The sequence below is a fragment of the Microcoleus sp. Pol12B5 genome (genome assembly GCF_036701335.1).
Lineage (GTDB): Bacteria > Cyanobacteriota > Cyanobacteriia > Cyanobacteriales > Microcoleaceae > Microcoleus.
Genome location: NZ_JAUBQQ010000012.1, coordinates 57823 through 77260, shown reverse-complemented (window position 1 = coordinate 77260; position 19438 = coordinate 57823). Strand labels below are relative to the sequence as shown.

Below are 19438 nucleotides of genomic sequence, written 5' to 3'. Positions count from 1 at the left end.
AACCGTGAAAACGCAAAAAGCGCGAAGGAAAAACTGCATCCCTTCTTTCTCTTCCTTCGCGTCCTTAGCGTCTTCGCGGTTCATTTAATCTTACGATCTATTTGTTATCCTCTAGTTGGCGATTATTTCTGAACCATTAATTTATCAACTGCTTGAATGCCTCATGTTCGCGAATATTCTCCAAATCAGCTTCACTTTTTGCCAACTTTTTACACACATTCGGATTGAGATTGAGGGTGCGCTTTAAATTTTCAATTGCTAATTCAATTTTACCTTGTAGCGCATAACATCTGGCTTTGTTGTACCAAATTCTGTAAAAGTCAGGCCGGATTTTAGCAGCATTGTCGTAGGAGGCGATCGCCGCTTCGTATTTTTGCAATTTGGATAGTGCAACGCCTCCATTGTTCCAAGCGTCAGTATAATCATTTTTTATTTGTAGGGCTTGATTGTAAGAAATTACTGCTTGTTCGTACTCCTGCATTTTGGAAAACTAATAACTCAGGCGCTCGAATCAACTCTATTAATTGTTCATATTCCATTCCTAATACCCTTTTTGTGTGCTGTTTTTTTTTTCAGGGACTCTCGCAGATTACTCATTTCTATTTTTTATAAAAAAACCTTGAATCATCTTTTATTTATTCAGTTTATTTTAGCTGGTTAATAATTTTTATTTTCTAAGTTATTAATTTTTCTATCGGAGTACCCCTTTTTGTACTATCTGAAACACCACTATTACTTCCATATCCATATTTTTAAATTATGCTGGCATTGGCACCTACCTGCACTATCCCGTCAACACCTACTTTAGTTGTGAATTTGAGAAGGTGCATCTTACTTTATTACTGGCATTGCAAGCGGTGTTTGCTGTTGATTTATCAATGATAAGATATCAAACAACTCTGTCTAAACAATCTTAAATATCTCCGCGATCGCCTCCAAACTCCGCCGCGGTCGATATCAATAAAAATATTGACACCCTCGAAAATATATCGTAAAACAAAGTAGCATTTATCCTTTGAATTGTGATGATTTTTGCGGTCGTCGTTCAGCAGCGACTAATGGCAGTCAGTTCAGGTGCACAATACTTTCCCTACAGACGGGTGAGTGCAACTGATTGTCATCCCGCAGTCATCTCAAAATGAAAATATTTAGAAGTGAGAAACAGATGCAAGACGCCACGAAAGAAGCACTATATTCAACTTTTCCGCGTTCAGTATTATCAGTCAGTCGCGACGAATTTGGCAACAAAGAAGACAACCCAGATGCCAAAGATATACCGCTAAAGATGAACGTTAAAGAGGGAAAGCTACCGCTAGATTTGCAAGGTCACGTATTCATTGTTGCACCAGTCGGCTCGATAGATTCGCCCGACGCTCAAGGTCATCCGACTAACTCCACAGTTTACCCGTCTTCAGACGGTACAACCCCGCTTTATAACGGCGACGGCATGATTTACCGTCTCGATTTTGACAACTTGCAAGCGGGAGCATTTCTTGCGGTAAGACAGGTAAAACCCCCTTGTTACTATGCAGATGCAGCCACCGACAAGTGTGAGAAATATCAGGATTTGAAATTTAAAAATTACGGCATTACCCGCATATCCGGGTCACTGGGTGTCAGGAATCAGCTCAATACAGCATTTGTGCCCTTGAAATTTTCTCAAGATGAGAGCGAACGGTTGCTGGCTACTTGGGATGTAGGCCGCCCTTACGAAATCGATCCGAAAACCCTGGAAACTGTTACCCCAGTCGGTCGCAATGATGAGTGGAAAGAAGTCAGTAAAATTGGCAATATGCCAGGGAAACCGCCGACTCCATTTAAAGTTATTCAGACTTCAGCTCATCCATGCTTTGACCCTTATACCAAAGAAATGTTCACGGTCAATATCGGGCGATCGCTCTCCAATATTTTATCTCAATTTATTCCCCTAGACTATGTATTCAAAGATTTTGTAACAGTCTTAAAACAAAACTTGACAAGTTATAAAAAACAGCTAAGTGTCATTTTGATTTTACATAAAAAATCTCTTCCTAAAAAAAAAACTGTAAAATATCGCAAACTATTGATTGTTTGGCGAAAGTTTCTGAAGCGGAGAGAAAGATTTACAGATGACTTTGTTGACATCGTGCGTTGGGAGGGTTCAGGAAGTCTGCAAAAATGGAAAGTGCTGCACAATGACTCTTCCATTAAAATCAAGCAAAGTATTCATCAAATGGGAATGACAGAAAATTATATCGTACTGTTGGATACCGCTTTCAAAGTTTCTGTGGGTGAACTCCTACCTTCGGTTAATAAAAAAATCTATAAATCGATCGAACAATTATTGAGGAATTCACTTGTGCAACCGCAATTAAGCGACAACTCTTTCTATATCATCCGCCGCAGCGATCTCAAGCCAGAAAAAAGTTATGTCAATGCCAAGAAAGTGACTATTCCCGGTGAAGCAGCACACTTTCTTGCTGACTATAAAAACCCTAACGATTTAATTACCCTGCACTTGTCTCATGTTTGTGGATGGGATGCAGCGGAATGGCTGTCCGAGTTCGACTTTGACGATGATAAAACCCCTAATTTAGAAGCCAACAATTTGCGGCGTCTTTACGGAGCGATCGCAGGACCAATGGACATCAGCAAACTCGGATGTTATGTCGTCAACGGCAAAACGGGAGAGTTAATTAGAAAACATCAAGATGTCATCATGGATGAAAATTATACTTGGGGGCCGGCTATCTACACATATCAGAATCACCCGCTGCCCGATCGCCTGCAAGACATCTACTGGATTTGTTTGGGATGCTGGGAAGACCTCAAAACACAACACATGGCCCGCTTGTACGAAGACTACAAGTACCGAGAATTAAGTTTAGAATTAATAGATGACATTACCAAAAAGGGAAGACCATCTAATTTATTGCGGCTGCATATCGCCCCCCAAGAAAGCGTTAAGGAAGGCGAAAATCGTTTGAGTATCCCAGATGTTTATCAATTTCCAGACGGTTACTGGGTAGCTTCACCGCAATTTGTACCGCGCAGTGACAGTGGAATTTCAACAGACGGTTACATAGTTTGCGTCGTTAGCTACGGGGATGGTAGCGACGAAACTAACGGCCATGAATTCTGGATTTTTGATGCTGCTGACTTGAAAAGCGGGCCTATTTGCAAGCTCTGGCACCCTAAATTTAATGTAGGTTTTACAATCCATGCAACCTGGCTACAAAAAGTGGAGAAGCGCACAGCTAGCTACTGCATTGACCCGCGGGAAGATTACAATAAGATCGTGCAGCAGCAGTCGCCTGAAATTCAGGATTTATTTAATAAATGGGTGTATACCAAAAAGGAACCAAAGGGGGAAGCTGACTGCTAATTAAGTTAGTCAAAATCGGAAGCATCCCGATTTTGCAAACAGTCGTTTTCTATGCAGTGGCAGCGATCGAGCTCCCACTGCAGTGATATATGAGCAATAATGGCAAGATAGGGTCGCAACTGCTGCACACAAAGCGCAAAAGCTCAAAACGGACAGTTTAAACTATGCTTAGCATTCCTGGATATCAGATTTTCGCCCAAATCTATGAAAGCGAAAATTCCTTCGTTTATCGCGGAATTCGCGATCGCGATTCGCTACGTGACGGCTACGCCGAACCCCTACCGATCATCCTCAAGCTGCTGAAAGAAGAATTGCCAACGCCAGCACAACTGCTGAGATACCAGCAGGAATACCAAATCAGTCAAACTCTGAATTTCTCAGGCTTTGTTAAAGCTTACAGCTTAGAAAAATATCATAATTCTCTTGCCATCGTCTTCGAGGATGAGGGCGCTGAATCTTTAAGTTTATGGCGGCAGCAACGTCAGATAACCTTAGCGGAATTTCTCCCCATCGCTATCAAAACTGTCGAGATGTTGGGTGAGATTCACAGCGCTAATATTATCCACAAAGACATTAACCCCTCTAATATAATTATCAACCCCAAAACCGGGGAAGTCAAAATTATTGACTTCGGCATTTCGACAGTCTTGTCTATAGAAAATCCTACCCTAATAAGTCCCAACGTTTTAGAGGGAACTTTAGCTTATATCGCACCCGAACAAACCGGAAGAATGAATCGCGGCATCGATTACCGCGCTGATTTTTATTCCCTAGGTGCAACTTTTTACGAACTGCTAACCAATCAACTGCCTTTTGAAGGTAATGACGCGATCGAATTAGTACATTGTCACATCGCTAAACAACCCCTTCCGCCCCAAGAAGTCAATCCAGAGATTCCTAAACCTGTTTCAGATATCGTAATGAAGCTGTTAGCAAAAATAGCAGAAGAGCGATATCAAAGCGCTTGGGGAATTCAAGCAGATTTAGAGTTATGTCTCACTCAACTGCAAACTCAAGGCAAGATAGAAGACTTTCCTATTGGTCAGCACGATATTTCAGATAAGTTTCAAATTTCTCAAAAACTTTACGGCCGAGAAACAGAAATAGAAAGCCTGCTGGCGGCATTTGAGCGAGTTGCAGGTAGCTTGCAGGAAGAAGCAGAAAGTCTAACCTCAGAAACTCAGCCATCCCCCAACAGCCGACCACATTCCGAAATGATGTTAGTATTCGGATATTCCGGCATTGGCAAATCAGCATTAGTACAAGAAATTTACAAACCCATTACCCGAAAAAAAGGTTATTTCATCGCCGGGAAATTTGACCAGTTTCAGCGAAATATTCCTTACAGCGCCGTCATTAAAGCTTTTCAAGAATTAGTGCAGCAATTGCTCGCAGAAACAGAAGTCAAACTCCAACAGTGGCGCGAAAAAATATTAACAGCAGTTGGAGTTAACGCTCAAGTCGTTATTGATGTAATTCCCGAATTAGAATTGATAGTGGGCAAGCAGCCAGAATTATCCGAACTTCCTTCCGCTGCATCCCAAAATCGGTTTAATTTAGTATTGCATAACTTCATCCGCGTATTTTGCAAGCCTGAACATCCCTTAGTCATGTTTCTCGACGATTTGCAGTGGGCAGACTCCCCAAGTTTGCAGATGCTTCAATTGATAATCACCGACCCAGATATGCAATATCTGTTTCTGATTGGTGCTTATCGGGATAACGAAGTCACTGCCGCCCATCCGCTGATGTTAACAATTAATGAGATTCAGAAAACTGGATGCGTAATTAATTCAATTTGCCTCTTACCTTTAAAGTTAAATTATGTCAATCATTTAATTGCAGATACTCTTAAGTGCGACCTAGAAAAAGCCCGGTCTTTAGCAGAGTTAGTCCTGCAAAAAACTCAAGGCAATCCATTTTTTATTAACGAGTTTCTTAAATCACTTTATGCTGAGAAACTGTTGAAATTTGGAGCAACCTCTCCGAAGATTGAGGGGGCAAACGGAGACTGGCAGTGGGATTTAGAGCAAATTCAAGCCAAGGGAATTACTGACAATGTAGTCGAACTGATGGCAGGAAAAATTCAAAAGCTGTCCCAGGAAACACAGCAAGTATTAAAATTTGCTGCTTGCATTGGCAATCAATTTGATTTTAAAATCTTGGCGATTGTTAGTGAAAATTCAGTAAAAGCAACTAACGAGAAACTTTTGGAAGCAGTTAGGCAAACTTTAATTATTCCCGTGGGGAATGATTACAGATTTCTAGAATTAGAGCAAAGTTCAGAAGATTTAACTGTTTATTACAAATTTTTGCACGATCGCGTCCAGCAAGCCGCCTATTCTCTAATTCCCGAACCAGAAAAGCAAGTTGTCCACTATCGAGTCGGACAACTTTTGTTGGAAAATACTGCGCCGGAACAGCGACAACAGAAAATATTTGATATCGTCAATCACCTCAACTTTGGCAGCGAATTAATTGCCACGCAGCCACAGCGCAATGAACTGGCAGCGCTCAACCTTTTAGCAGGCAAAAAAGCCAAAGTTTCCGCTGCTTATAAATCAGCACTAGATTACTTCGCGGCGGGCAGGCAATTATTAAGTGCAGACAGTTGGCAAACCCAATACGACTTAACGCTGAATCTCTACGAAGAAGCAGCAGAAGCCGCTTACATCAGTACCGATTTCGAGCAGATGGAGGAATTAGCAACTTCCGTGCTGCAACAAGCGAAAACAGTGCTCGATAAAGTAAAAGTCTATCAAGTAAAACTTCGCTCTCATTTAGCACAAAGCCAGTTCCAGCAAGCATTAGACACAGCTTTATCAGTGCTAGAACTGTTAGATATACATTTTCCCAAACAGCCCAATACGACAGATATTGAGGCGGCGCTGCAAGCAACTCAGGCAGCGCTAACAGGCAGAAAAATCGAAGATTTAATCGATTTACCACTGATGACAGCCCCGGACAAAATAGCAGCCATGCAGGTGATATCCAGCACTCTTGATGTGGCATATTTTTCCTTCCCAAAACTCCAGCCTTTATTAATTTTTAAACTGGTAAATTTATCCCTGGAATATGGCAATAATCCTGATTCTTTGCCCGCTTATGCCCGTTGTGGAATGCTTTTTAGCGCGATGTTCAACGACATAGAATCTGGCTATCGATTTGGCGAACTGGCTTTAAATTTGCTGGAGCGAATTAACGCCGGCACAGTTAAAGCACACACGCTTCACTGCGTTAATGCTTTTGTCAAACATTACAAAGTATCGGTTAGGAAAACTTTAAAGCTGTCGCATGATGGTTGGGCAATCGGTTTGGAAACCGGAGACATAGGAAATGCCTGCCACAATGCCAGTGTGTACTGCTGGCATAGCTATTTTGTTGGCAAAGAACTCACAGAATTGGAAAGAGAAATAGCTGCCTACCATGGCATGATACGCCAACTCAAGCAAGAATTTGATTTGACCGGCAACGAAGTAATCCGGCAGGTAGTTCTCAATTTAATCGATCGCTCGGAGAATCCTTGCAAGCTAATCGGGGAAGCATATAATGAAGACACCCAGTTGCCTATGATGCTGCAAAAAAACAATCGCAGTGCTGTTTTTATTATTTACTTGCAAAAAACGCTTCTCTGTTATCTCTTTGGAGAATTTGCTGAAGCTGTAAAATATGCTGACTTAGCAGTGCAATATTTAGCTGGAGTGGTTGGTTCGCTTGTCGCGCCCCTCTTTTATTTCTACGATTCTCTAGTGCGACTTGCTGTTTACTTTGATGTCAGCCAGAGCGATCGCGAACAAATTTTAGAACAAGTAGCCGTCAATCTGGATAAACTGAAAGTATTGGCCACTCACGCACCGATGAATTACTTGCAGAAAGTAGAACTAATAGAAGCAGAATTGTGCCGTATTAAAGGGGAAAACTTTGAAGCAATGGACTGGTACGATCGCGCGATCGCCACTGCTCAAGAAAACGAATATATCCAAGAAGAAGCCCTCTCCTACGAACTAGCTGCAAAGTTTTACCTATCTAAACATAAAACTCTGATTGCCAAAACCTACTTGCAAAATGCCCGCTATTCCTATCTCCGCTGGGGTGCATCCGCCAAAGTTAAAGACTTAGATACCCGCTATCCGCAGCTATTGCTGAGACAAACATCAACAGGTACAAACCTTTCTGCCATAACCAAATCCCTTCCGCCAACCTCGACAGGCAGCAGCAGCTCATCAATGCTTGACTTTACCACAGTAATCAAAGCATCGCAAGCAATATCCGGCGAAGTAGTATTAGCATCCTTACTGTCAAACTTAATTAAACTTACAATTGAAAATGCCGGAGCTCAAAAAGGTTTTCTCCTCTTGTTAAACAGCAGGGGCGAACTCAGAATAGAAGCTGCAGGAGACGTTGAGGGTTCCGTCCAAGTCCTGCAATCTCTTGCTGTTAATAACAGTCTGAATCTCCCGACATCTATTATCAATTATGTCGCAAGAACTCAGTCAGATGTAGTTTTAAACGATGCCGTCCGCGAAGGAACCTTTACCGCCGAGCCTTATATTGCAATTAATCAACCCAAATCTGTCTTGTGCGCCCCCATCATCAATCAAGGCAAACTCATCGGCATTTTGTATCTAGAAAACAATCTCGCAACTGGCGCTTTTACAGCAGACAGATTAGCAGTATTGAGCATAATTTCTGCCCAAGCTGCTATTTCCCTAGAAAATGCCCAACTTTATCAAACCCTAGAACAAAAAGTAGAAGAACGCACCGCACAATTAGCCCAAGCTAATAGAGAAATATTGGTTTTGAACGAACGGCTAAAAGTAGAAAACCTTCGCATGATTGCCGAACTAGACGTAACCCGCCGCCTGCAACAAATGATTTTGCCTAAACAGCAGGAATTAGAGTCAATAGAAGGGCTAGAAATAGCTGGATTCATGGAACCTGCTGATGAAGTTGGCGGTGACTACTACGACGTACTAAATCACGGCGGTAAAGCCACAATTGGCATCGGCGACGTGACAGGGCACGGTTTAGAAAGCGGCGTGTTAATGATTATGGCGCAAACAGCAATTCGCACTTTGCTGGTTCACAAGGAAACCGACCCAGTTAAATTATTGCAGACAGTCAACCAAACGCTTTTTGACAACGTAGAGCGCATGGATTCCGGTAAAAATATGAGCCTTTCTTTGCTGGAATATCGGGACAACACCCTGCATTTGAGCGGACAGCACGAAGAGGTGATTGTCGTGCGTGACTGCGGCGAAGTAGAGCGGATTGATACTATGGAGTTAGGCTTTCCCATCGCCTTGGAAGCAGATATTGCCGATTTCATTGCTTCTACTGAAATAAAGTTGAATTCGGGGGATGTTGTCATACTCTACACCGATGGAATTACCGAAGCTTTTGATATGAAGAAAAATCAATACGGGATCGAGCCATTGATTGAAGTTGTTGTCCTTAACAGGGAAAGGTCCGCAGCAGAAATCAAGCAAGCTGTTATTGACGACGTGCGGCGATACATCGGGGAGCAAAAAGTATTTGATGACATTACTTTGGTAGTAATCAAACAGAAGTAATATCATTTCCGGTTACACTCCTTATGATGTTGACGGTTGACGGTTGACTGTTCACAGTCAACCGTCAACCGTCAACGCCGTGAACAGTGAACTCGAATTTACTATTCCGATGCTAACGGATTTGATATAAGTAGGTAGGCACTAATAAACCTTGCTGTATAACCGAATGTACAACTGCCCGAACCGAAAGCCAATAGCTTCGTTTCACTCGTTTTTGACTACTTAAAGCAGATTCCACGTTTATGAAGTACCCCCGTCTAGCGTCATATCTCCGTAGGGAAACGGCGAAAACCTTTGTCCCTACATTCCATAAACCTGGAATAGGCTGTATGTATTTTCCCACTCATCTACTTAGTTCCGCTCAATTAATCAACTGCTTAAATGCGTCGTGCCCGCGAATTTTTTCTAAATCAGCTTCACTTTTTGCCAACTCTTTACACACATTCGGATTGAGATTGAGGGCGCGCTTTAAATTTTCAATTGCTAATTCAATTTTACCTTGTAGGGCATAACATCGGGCTTTGTTGTACCAAATTCTGTAAAAGTCAGGTCGGATTTTAGCAGCATTGTCGTAGGAAGCGATCGCCGCTTCGTATTTTTGCAATTTGGAGAGTGCAACGCCTCGATTGTTCCAAGCGTCAGTATAATCATTTTTTATTTGTAGGGCTTGATTGTAAGAAATTACTGCTTGTTCGTACTCCTGCATTTTGGAAAAAGCAACGCCTCGGTTGTTCCAAGCATCGGCATAATCGGGTTTGGCTTGAATTGCTTGTTCGTAACAGCCGATCGCCTCCTGGTACTTCTGCAACTCCAACAATACCACACCTCGATTGTTCCAAGCGTCGGGATAATTCGGGCGAATTGTAGTAGCTTGTTCGTAAGATGCGATCGCCTCTGGATACCGCTGCATTCTTGTGAGCACTACTCCTCGGTTATTCCAAGTATCGGCTAAATCAGGCTGAATTTGCAGGGCCTGATCGTAAGCTGCGATCGCATCTTGATAACGGTTTTCAAAGAAACAAGCATCTCCCTGTTTCGCATAGTCGGCTGCCGTCAATAGCTGTTGGTAATTGCCATAGTTAACCGGAGCAAATTCTTGAATTTGGGCATCGGGGAATAAAAGGTCTGTTTCTGCCTCTGCCGAGTGATTTTGGTGTTGAATTTCACCTAAGATAGTTTCAGCGTCGGAAATTAATAGTTTTAATTGAGAGATTGTATCGTAATGGAGACTTTCAATTTCTTGGCGAGCAATTGTTGTCTGCTGGGACAATTTTCTCAATAGAAACCAAACCCCGACTCCGGCTGCTGTCGGAAACAAAGTTAGGGCAATTACCAGTCCGTTAAGCAGTACCGCCGTGCGCCCGAAAGCAATGTCAACTTCTTCTTGAACTCGATCGCGAATTTCATCTTTAAGTTGCTGCTGTGGGAATTCCTGCTGAAGTAACATTGCCGCCGTCGGTTCAGATGCAAAAACGCTACTGGCGCAGACTAGAATAGTCAAAAGGGCGATCGGGCTAATACTTTTTCTAAAGATACTTGACAAACGCATTGCCTTAGTGATACGCACCTGAGTTGCGATTTCCATGTGTCAAGAGATGCTGATAACGATGATCCCAGACTAGCCCATTTGTTCACAAACTCTTAAATACAGGATATCTGTTGTGCAGTCCCCTCCTATCAAATTGCTGACGCAAGAATTGCTAGACGAAGTTGCCACTTCCTCCCGGCGCAGTCCCCGCCAGCGACAAAACTACAATTTCCATGATTTATCTGAAAAAGTGCAGCGGTTTGTCAACGTGCTGCAACCAGGCACTTACGTCCGCCCTCACCAACACCTGCGCCCGCCTACAGTTAACGGTTTTGAGTTTTTTGTGGTGATTCAAGGAGAAGTTGGTATTGTTATTTTGAACGAAAACGGTCAAATCCTGCAATCCTTGCGAGTCAGCGCGGCCGGCCCGACTCGCGCTGTCGAACTGCCAGAGGGGACTATTCACACGTTAGTAGCCTTGACACAGGATACTGTGATTTTGGAGTTTAAGGAAGGGCCTTACGACGTGGGGGCTGATAAAGACTTTTTGGCAGGTTTTCCTGCTGAGGGAACTGCGGCGGCGCGAGAATTAGTCCTGATTTGGGAAGCGGAATTTAACAGTTGACGGTTGACGGTTGACGGTTGACGGTTGAGTGTTAACGGTTGACTGTTAAAAATCTAAAATCTAAAATCGATTGACTGTTGAGGATTAAAAATCTTAGATCTAAAATCTAAAATCTAAAATCTAAAATCGATTGACTGTTGACTGTTAAAAATCTAAAATCTAAAATCTAAAATCTAAAATCTAAAATCTAAAATCTAAAATCGATCGACTGATTACTAATTACTGATAAATCTAATTGTCGTCATCCGATTGTATAAATCTGGGGCGGTGCGAATGATTTTTCTCAGAAGTTCATCCGTCACCCAAAAGACGAGGGGAAAGGAAAATTTTTTGCTGAATTCGCTGCATAATAGGTTGGTAGAAACGAGCAATCGATCGATCGCCTCCACTGATTCCAAACCGAGGAGCATTAAAGCTGGAGGCTGTTCCCCGTCTATTTCTGCTGCGATTGTCGTGTAGAGAGTTGTCGCTGATTGGGGCAAAAACAGTTGTCGCGGTTTCACGGGACAATTTACTTGCAGTCGATCGACTATTTGCTGCCGCAAAGCCAGCGAGTTGCAGTTGACTAAAACGAAAGAAAAGTAACCTTGGGAAAGACGCAGCGTCCGAATTAAAGTTGATAACGACCGCTCGTTATATTTAGCGGAGTCGTACTTAGCGGAGTCGTACTTAGCGGAGTCGTCTTTAGCTGTATTTTCTGAGCTTTGCTCGACAAACATAAATTGCATATTTTTTATCTAGTTTTAGAGATTTTCTAGATTAAATGATCTTTCTAAAGAAAATGTGAAGATCTGAAATTTATTTCTCCCTTAAAAACATTTGGGTAAGTATACCACGGTTTTAAATTAATATCAATAGTCCGATCGAAATAGTCCGATCGACTGATTTGGCTTGAACCACTCACAAAGCACCTGCGACGGCACAACAAAAGTATAGCCGCAGCAAGAAGGAAAAAGCATATTTCGCAAGGGTTTCAGCAATTAATAACGTTCTAAATATCTGGCACAATTGCTAGATAAAATGTAATTAAAAATACCAAAAAATTACCTAAAATTCTCAGCTAGCGGCAAAGTAAACCAAAAACTTGCCCCAGCACCGGGAGTGCTAATTACCCCTATTTGGCCGCCGTGAGCACCAATAATTTGCCGACAAAGATATAGTCCCAAACCCAAACCGACGGAGTGTCGAGATTGATCACCCCTAACGTAAAGGTCAAAAAGATGTTCGCACTGTTCCGGCAATATTCCCGCCCCGTCATCTTCCACGGTACAGTAAATCATCCTACTTCCGGGATTGGGGATTGGTGATTGGGGATGGGTAATGGGGGATTGTGGATTGGTAATCGGTAATTTGTCGATTTTTTCTTTTGCTGTGCTTTGATTTATAGTTAATTTTTCCGCATTAATTACTTGAGCCGAAACTGTTAAATTCAGTCCCGGAAAATTGTGTTTCAAAGCATTAGCTATTAAATTAGAAAACACACGCCACAACTGAGTTTTGTCGGCATTCACGGCTGGCAAATCACCCGACACCAAATTTTTAAAAGTAGCTTTACCCTCCTTCATTAAAGGCTCTAAATCTGTCGCAGCAGCTTCAACTATCGCTCTCAAATTAACCGATTCGCAGTGCAAAACCAAACCACGCAATTCCCCGGCGTGAACTTCCAACAGCGAATTTATCAAGCGCAATTGCTGCTCGCTACCTTGAATCATCCGCTCCAAAATAGAACGGGGAATTGTGATCGAATCCCCAGGTTTCGTCTGCCAATTTTTCAGCACCATTAACATTCCCGCTACCGGGTTTCGCAAGTCGTGAGAAAGAGCGTGGATAAACAGCCGCAGCGATTCTTGTGCCTGTTTGCGCTGCGTGATATCCTCAATTAAACCCTCATAATAAAGCACAGCACCGCTGCTGTCCCGTACCGCCCGCGCCTTCTCGGAAATCCAGACAATACTGCCGTCTGAGCGGTAAATTTTAGATTCAAAATCCGATACTGTGCCGCTTTCCTCGATCGATCGCAAAAACTCATTTCTGCGAGACGGATCGACATACAACTGCCGCTCAATATCAGTAAACTTTGCCGTCACTTCTTCCGGGGAATCGCAGCCGTAAATCCGCGCCAAAGCTGGATTTGCAGTAATATAACGACCATCGGGAGTGCTTTGAAAAATCCCCTCGCCCGCATTCTCAAAAATGCTGCGGTACTTCGCCTCCGCCACCTCCAACTGCTGGTAAGCAGATTCCAACTCACGCCTGGTACTAAACTCTTTCCGTTGCAGACATTCGTACCAATAAACCGACAAATCGCAAATCAAACAAATCCAAAACAAATATAAGTACAACCCGGTCAACTTAAAAGGAGTATACTTAGCAAAACTTAGATTTAAAACCAAATTTATCCCGACGTGGCAACACAAAACGCCGAGTTGAGAAATCAGGTGCAGACGCCAGCGGACGGGCATCAGCGTAGCTTGGATCAGAAACGCTAAAATCCAGGTAAAAATTGGTAATTCCCCGGCTTGTGCGACAGCTAGCCCAACCTGCACAACCAGCGTTAGCGACCACGAAAAACCCAAAAATAGCAAACCAGGATAGCGCTGTCCGAAGGAGGTTTTTTGCAACACAAAACAGGTCAACAAACCCAATTCTACAGCAGCGCTCGTGTACAAATAAACACTTTTAAACTCCTGGCGAGCGAAGAATCTTTCGCCCAGAAAATAGACCGTTATTGTGAAGGCAAAAAAGATGGCAATTCCGACAGCAGGGCGCAGTCGATCTCGGAGGAAGCGATCGCGCCACACCTCGTAAACCGTTAACGCCTGAACTGATTTTGCATTGCCCAAATAGTTCATACCATTTTAGATTTTAGATTTTAGATTTTAGATTGACAAAGATCGTCCGAGTTGACAGCAGGTAGCGAAAACCAGAAAGTCGATCCACCTCCGAGAGTGGTTTCGACGCCGATGAAGCCACCGTGAGCTTTGATAATTTGCTTGGAGAGGTACAAGCCCAAACCCAGCCCTGTTAATTGTCGGCTATTAGGGTCTTGAACGTAAAGTTCAAACAAAGATTCCCGCTGTTTGGCGCTGATTCCCACTCCATTATCTGTTACACTACAGCGAACCATTTTTACGGTGACTCCGGGCAATTTGCTGCCGCTGTTGCCAATTTGACCCTGATAGCGGGGCATTTTGCAACTGCCGTCGAGGTTGAATTTGGCCACGGTTTCCTGATTTTTCTGGGTGGTCTCGCCGATCCTAGGACGATCGCCCACAGCAGATATCCCGTTAGCGACACAGCGGGCAAGCGAATTATTGGGCGCTCTTAAAGCCTGTGAATTTTCTTCATAACTTAGCGGTGTTTCAACTGCAATTACCTCCGCTTTAAAAGTTATATTGACTCCCGGAGGATTGTGTTTAATAGCATTAGTCAACAGATTTTCTAGCACCCGCTGCAAGTGTTGGCGATCGGCATTGACTTGTGGCAAATCCGCCGGGATTTCCTGAGTCAAAGTTGCTTGATTTTTGGCCAGCGTCGGTTCTAAATCGGCAACAATAGCTGAAGCTAAAGACGGCAAATCTAGCGGTACAGTATTGAGAACAATACCTTTCACCTCGCTAGCGTGAGCGTCGAGCAGGGAATTCACCATAGTCAACTGGTGTTCGCTGGCTTGAACGATCCGCTGCAAAATCGATCGAGAAACCGGAACATCTTGTAGAGAATCAGATGCCGATTTGTTGAGCAAATTTTTCAACAATATTAACATTCCCATAACAGGAGTGCGGAGATTGTGAGAAACTGCGTGTAAAAATAGGTCTTTCAACCGATTGCTTTCTTGCAACTCGTGCATTTTTTGCTGTAGTTGGTGGGTGCGTTCCTCGACTTGAGATTCCAAGTTGGCATTGAGAGCTTTTACCTGCTGCAAAAGTTGGGCTTGCTGTAGAGCGATCGCCACTTGAGTAGCGAGTTTTTCCAACAAATCTATTTCAAATTCCTGCCACTGGCGGGGCCCCGAACACTGGTTGACGGCCAAGATCCCGAACAATTCATCGCCCAGGAAGATCGGCACATTTAACGTCGCGCGAATTTGATAGTCGCTGTACAATTGGGCAACTGGAACGCTCAGTTGAATGCTAGCAGTATCGGAGATAGTTCGGACACGGTTGTTAGCATAAAAAGTTTTCTGGCTTTCGAGGTGATTCCCGTCAGCGAGTACCCACCCCAAAAGAGAACGGCATTGGACACCCACAGACTCGGCCACAACCTTACCGTACACCGGGGTAGGAAGATTTATCCCGTCCGCGTCCACAATACCGATGAAAGCGCGGTCTGCCTTGAAAAATTGCCGGACTTCGGCAACAGTAGTGTTGAGAATTTCTTCGAGGTCGAGGGAGTTGCGAATTCGCAGGGCGATTTCTGAAAGCAAGCGATCGCGATCGGAGGACGCCCGCAAAGCGGTTTCCGCGCGGTGGCGTTCGGTAACGTCTTGGACTGTGGCAGCGATCGCCCCTGACTGAATTGCCGACTGTTCGCAGACAGTGCGTTCGGAGCCGTCTGCTAGCACAATTCGGTAGTTAATGCAATAGGGTGTGCGCTCAAACATAGCTTGGCGCTGCGATCTCGCCACCAATTCTCGGTCTTCTGGATGTACAGCCTGCAAAAAAACTTCTGGTGTCGGTTTGACAGTTCCAGGAGCAAAACCCAAGAGGCGGTAAAGTTCGTTTGACCACCGCAATTCGATATTGGATATATGATGTTCTGCGGATTCTTCGGAGTTGTCAGTTGCTGTGAGGGTGGCGCAATTTAAATCCCAATTTCCCAACTGAGCGATGCGCTGAGCGTTGGCTAAACTAGCTTCGCGATCTCGCAGCATGGCGGCCGTGCGGCGCACCTCCACCAGTGCTTGCTGGCGTTCTGCTACGGCGGCGGCCAACATCAGAGCCACAAGGGCGATCGTACCCGTAAAAGCTTGTAAAAATAAAACCGCCTGTTTGAGATTATCGCTTTTGGCCAAAAACGGGCCGCCTCCCTGCACTGCTCCCCAAATCGCGATGTAAGAGACGATCGAATAAGCAAAAATCGCTCCCGCCGATTGAAACCGCAGGGCAGCCCAAACTATCAGAGGAAAAGGCAGATACTCCAGCGGATACTGAGCGATCGCCGCTTGTGTTTTTGAGCAAAAAAACAGCCAGCTCACGCTCAGCAATAGAGTCAGCCAGAGCGCTATTTCTGAATAATTAATAATTAAAAATAGAAGATTATATCGGTTTTCACTTGCAGACAATTTGCTAGAATAATTTGTAACTTCTGATTGGTTATTGTTCCCGTTAAAAAATGCTTTTAAACTTGAAATGATTCGAGATTTTTTCTCACCTGTTACACGATTTTCAATAACAGGCAAGATGCCTGTTACACAATCAAATTCATCTCTTGTGGAACAGGCATCTTGCCTGTTCCTAAACAAGTAATTGAGAATAGTGAAACATCTAAGTTTTAGTGGAAATTTAAAACTGTTAACGGCGTGGTTCAAAGTCAACAGCACAGGCGTCACAATCAAAATTCCCATGCCGTCTCCGAGCCACGTAGTCCACCAGTTCCGAGAGAAATTACTCCACTGGGCCCAACCAAAAATGCACGTACCCAAGTTGCCGAGGATAGAACCGACCAAAGTAGACCCGATGACAGCGCCCGCCACTAAAGCCAGAACATCTCGCAATCGATCGAGTTTGGTAGAAAATCCGCTCCAAGTCAGCACAGCCTCTCCAGCCAGCGCTTGCAGGGTGACGCTAAAGGCCGATGTGGCAATGACAGACGACGGTATACCGCCGGTAGAGTTTAACAGCACTGAACCGAGGACAATTCCCGGCCACATCCGTCGCCCTTGCAGTAGCAGTGCTGCTAGAGCAATACCGGCGGGCGGCCACACGGGGGAGGGTTCGGCTTTCACCAGTCCCAGCATCGACGCTGCGAGTTTTCCGGTAACAAAGTAGGCCAGCGCCAGGATGCCGGTGTACAAAAGCGTTCGAGTGCGGCGGTTGAGCAGTTTCATGTTTAGGTGCGATCGAATCCTCCATTCCTAGTTCTTAATTTAGGCGGCTTTGGGGCGATCGAGCTTCCTCCTGACGACTCACCTGACTGGGGGAGTGGGGTGTTGACTGTTGAGTGTTGAGTGTTGAGTGTTGAGTGTTGACTGTTGACTGTTAACTTATGACAACTGCCTACTGACTACTGACTGCTTAAAATCCAAAACTCCGCTTACCATCAGGCTTAACAGTAAGCCAATTGGTCTTTGCCATTGCCAGTTGTTCCTCAGAAACTGTAGCGTTCGTAAGATTCGCCCCGCACAAATTTGCTCCCCGCAAATTCGCCTTAGTCAAATAAGCCCCCGTCAAGTCAGCACCTCGGAAATCCGCGCCTTCAAAATTGGCAGTGCTGCAATAAGCCTCAGTCAAATTAGCATCTCGCAAATTCGCCTGAATTAACCTCGCGTGACCCAAATTCGCGCCCGACAAATCCGCTGCTTGCAAATTTGCCTTCACCAACCTAGCCTGATAAAAATTCCCCCCCGCTAACTGCGCTTTTTGCAGTTGCAGGCCAGACAGTTCGCAGTCAGCAAAATCGCGCTTGCCTTTAAAATATGCCGCTCGCACGCTGTTGGTGTCCCACTTAGGAGCAACTTTCGATAGCTTTGACCCTGCTAAATTGCCACTAGAAGGTCCAACGGTTCCGAAAGTTCTGCCGGACTCAGCCAGAGTCCGGGAAACTCTCGGCTGCATTCCCGTGTTCCCGGATTGGCTGAAGGAAGTTCTACCAGTGCGGGTGTGGTTCGATCGTAAATCTTGATTAATTTTGCTCTGAGGGGGTGACCACGAAGAACCCTCGTCATTAAATATTGTCGGTTCTTCAACTGTACGAGAAGAGGCGTTGAATTGAGTTGCCAAGCCATCCACAAGACTTGGGTCTTCAAATTGGCCCGAGAGAGCTCTGAGGACATCTGCTGCCGATTGGAAGCGATGCCCAACCATCGGCTTGAGCATTTTGTCGAGAATCCGCGCAAAATTTGGGCTTACCTGAACGTGTGGCTGCCAAACAATTTCGCCGGTTACTCCATCAAAATCTAAATCCTTGGGCGATTTTCCTGTCAGCAAGTACAAGCAAGTCATACCCACTGCGTAGATGTCGCTGGCAAATATAGGCCGCAGCGCCATTTGTTCCGGGGGGGCAAAACTAAATGTGCCCACTGAAAATTTCGTGTTGGCGCTTTGGTCGGCGGGGTCTAATAATATTGTTTGGCTAACTTGGTCTTTTACCGCTCCGAAGTCAATCAGAACTAAGTGACCGTCTTGAATTCGGCGAATAATATTTGCGGGTTTGATGTCTCGGTGAATTACTCCTTGGCTGTGGATATATTGCACTACTGGCAGAATTTCTAATAGAAAATTTTTAACATCCGATTCGTTGAAACGGCCTGAGTGCTTGACTTCTTGTTTCAAAGTCGAGCCTTTAACATACTCTTGAACTAAGTAGAATTGCTGTTCCGTTTCAAAATAGTCTAGCAGCCTCGGTACTTGCGGGTGGTCGCCCAGTTGGCCGAGGGTTTTCGCCTCTCGCTTGAATAATTCCCGCGCCATTTCTAAAACTCGCGGCGACGAACTACTGGGTCGCAGTTGCTTGACTACACAACTCGGTTGACCGGGCAATGAGATGTCTTTTGCCAGAAATGTAGCTCCAAAACCTCCTTGTCCTAACGGTTCAATGACTCGGTAGCGAGCGCGCAGCAATAACCGCGCACCGCAAGTCTGACACTGAAGAATAGAGTCAGCAGGGTTTTGAGGATGGGGACAGCCCGGATTTACGCAGTAGCTCATATTGATTGAGTTTGCCTATGTTGTTCTGATCTTGTCAGCGTCGCTCGACTGCACAAATAGCCTGTTCCTGCTTCTGGTAGACATACTAATCTATCAGTTTTCGGCAAGCCGTGCGTTCGATCGCGAATTGGAATTGCACCTAAGTCTTTTAAGCCGATATCTTTTCCCTATTTTGATTATCTCGCTGGTTTGAGTTTTTTCGGTTGATTATCCTTGAAGATAGTTTAAAGACTTGCTAAAGTTGTGCTTTTTTGTGTAAAGTCTTTCTAAACTTAAGTGCTTTTTGCGTTGTTAGATGTATCTAGCATACCTCATTCTCTGAATGAGAATTCTACTCATCCCCCAGTAAACATCTACCTTTGGGCAGATCCCTCGTTTTTGCTGATGTGTACCATAAAAGTATTGACAAAATTAAATTAGTATGCTATGAAAAGCTTTCCCGAATAAATTCTGGGACTCAAAAGTCGTAGCCCGTCGGCG

Annotated in this window: 9 protein-coding genes; 3 read left to right on the top strand and 6 right to left on the bottom strand. The window is 44.4% G+C overall.

What is annotated here, in order from left to right; genetic code table 11:
- Nucleotides 1-136: 136 nt before the first annotated feature.
- Nucleotides 137-481 (bottom strand): TPR end-of-group domain-containing protein, encoded by a 345-nt coding sequence (locus QUA24_RS09135; protein ID WP_333228988.1) that lies wholly within the window; start codon nt 479-481, stop codon nt 137-139.
- A gap of 657 nt (nt 482-1138) precedes the next feature.
- Between QUA24_RS09135 and QUA24_RS09130 the strand changes: the two genes are divergently transcribed.
- Nucleotides 1139-3364, top strand: coding sequence for a carotenoid oxygenase family protein (locus QUA24_RS09130; RefSeq protein ID WP_333228986.1), 2226 nt, complete (start codon nt 1139-1141; stop codon nt 3362-3364).
- 164 nt (nt 3365-3528) lie between these two features.
- A complete protein-coding gene (locus QUA24_RS09125) occupies nt 3529-8937 on the top strand; it encodes an AAA family ATPase (RefSeq protein WP_333228984.1) in 5409 nt (1802 codons plus the stop codon).
- A gap of 361 nt (nt 8938-9298) precedes the next feature.
- Here the strand turns inward: QUA24_RS09125 and QUA24_RS09120 are convergent, their stop codons facing one another.
- Nucleotides 9299-10504 (bottom strand): tetratricopeptide repeat protein, encoded by a 1206-nt coding sequence (locus QUA24_RS09120; protein WP_333228982.1) that lies wholly within the window; start codon nt 10502-10504, stop codon nt 9299-9301.
- 94 nt (nt 10505-10598) lie between these two features.
- Here QUA24_RS09120 and QUA24_RS09115 point away from each other — a divergent pair, with 94 nt between their 5' ends.
- Entirely contained in the window at nt 10599-11090 is a 492-nt protein-coding gene (locus QUA24_RS09115) for a WbuC family cupin fold metalloprotein (protein WP_333228980.1), read from the top strand.
- A gap of 215 nt (nt 11091-11305) precedes the next feature.
- Here the strand turns inward: QUA24_RS09115 and QUA24_RS09110 are convergent, their stop codons facing one another.
- The 4 genes from QUA24_RS09110 to QUA24_RS09095 all read right to left on the bottom strand — a co-directional run bounded on the left by QUA24_RS09110 (nt 11306) and on the right by QUA24_RS09095 (nt 18958).
- Nucleotides 11306-11818 (bottom strand): hypothetical protein, encoded by a 513-nt coding sequence (locus QUA24_RS09110; RefSeq protein WP_333228978.1) that lies wholly within the window; start codon nt 11816-11818, stop codon nt 11306-11308.
- A gap of 315 nt (nt 11819-12133) precedes the next feature.
- The gene (locus QUA24_RS09105) at nt 12134-13942 is read right to left on the bottom strand and encodes a PAS domain-containing sensor histidine kinase (RefSeq protein ID WP_333228976.1); all 1809 of its coding nucleotides are present in this window, start codon (nt 13940-13942) and stop codon (nt 12134-12136) included.
- Nucleotides 13943-13962: 20 nt separating this feature from the next.
- On the bottom strand, nt 13963-17139 hold the full coding sequence (locus QUA24_RS09100; RefSeq protein WP_333228974.1) for an MASE1 domain-containing protein: 3177 nt from the start codon (nt 17137-17139) through the stop codon (nt 13963-13965).
- Between the two features lie 187 nt (nt 17140-17326).
- On the bottom strand, nt 17327-18958 hold the full coding sequence (locus tag QUA24_RS09095; protein WP_333228972.1) for a serine/threonine-protein kinase: 1632 nt from the start codon (nt 18956-18958) through the stop codon (nt 17327-17329).
- Between the last annotated feature and the right edge of the window lie 480 nt (nt 18959-19438).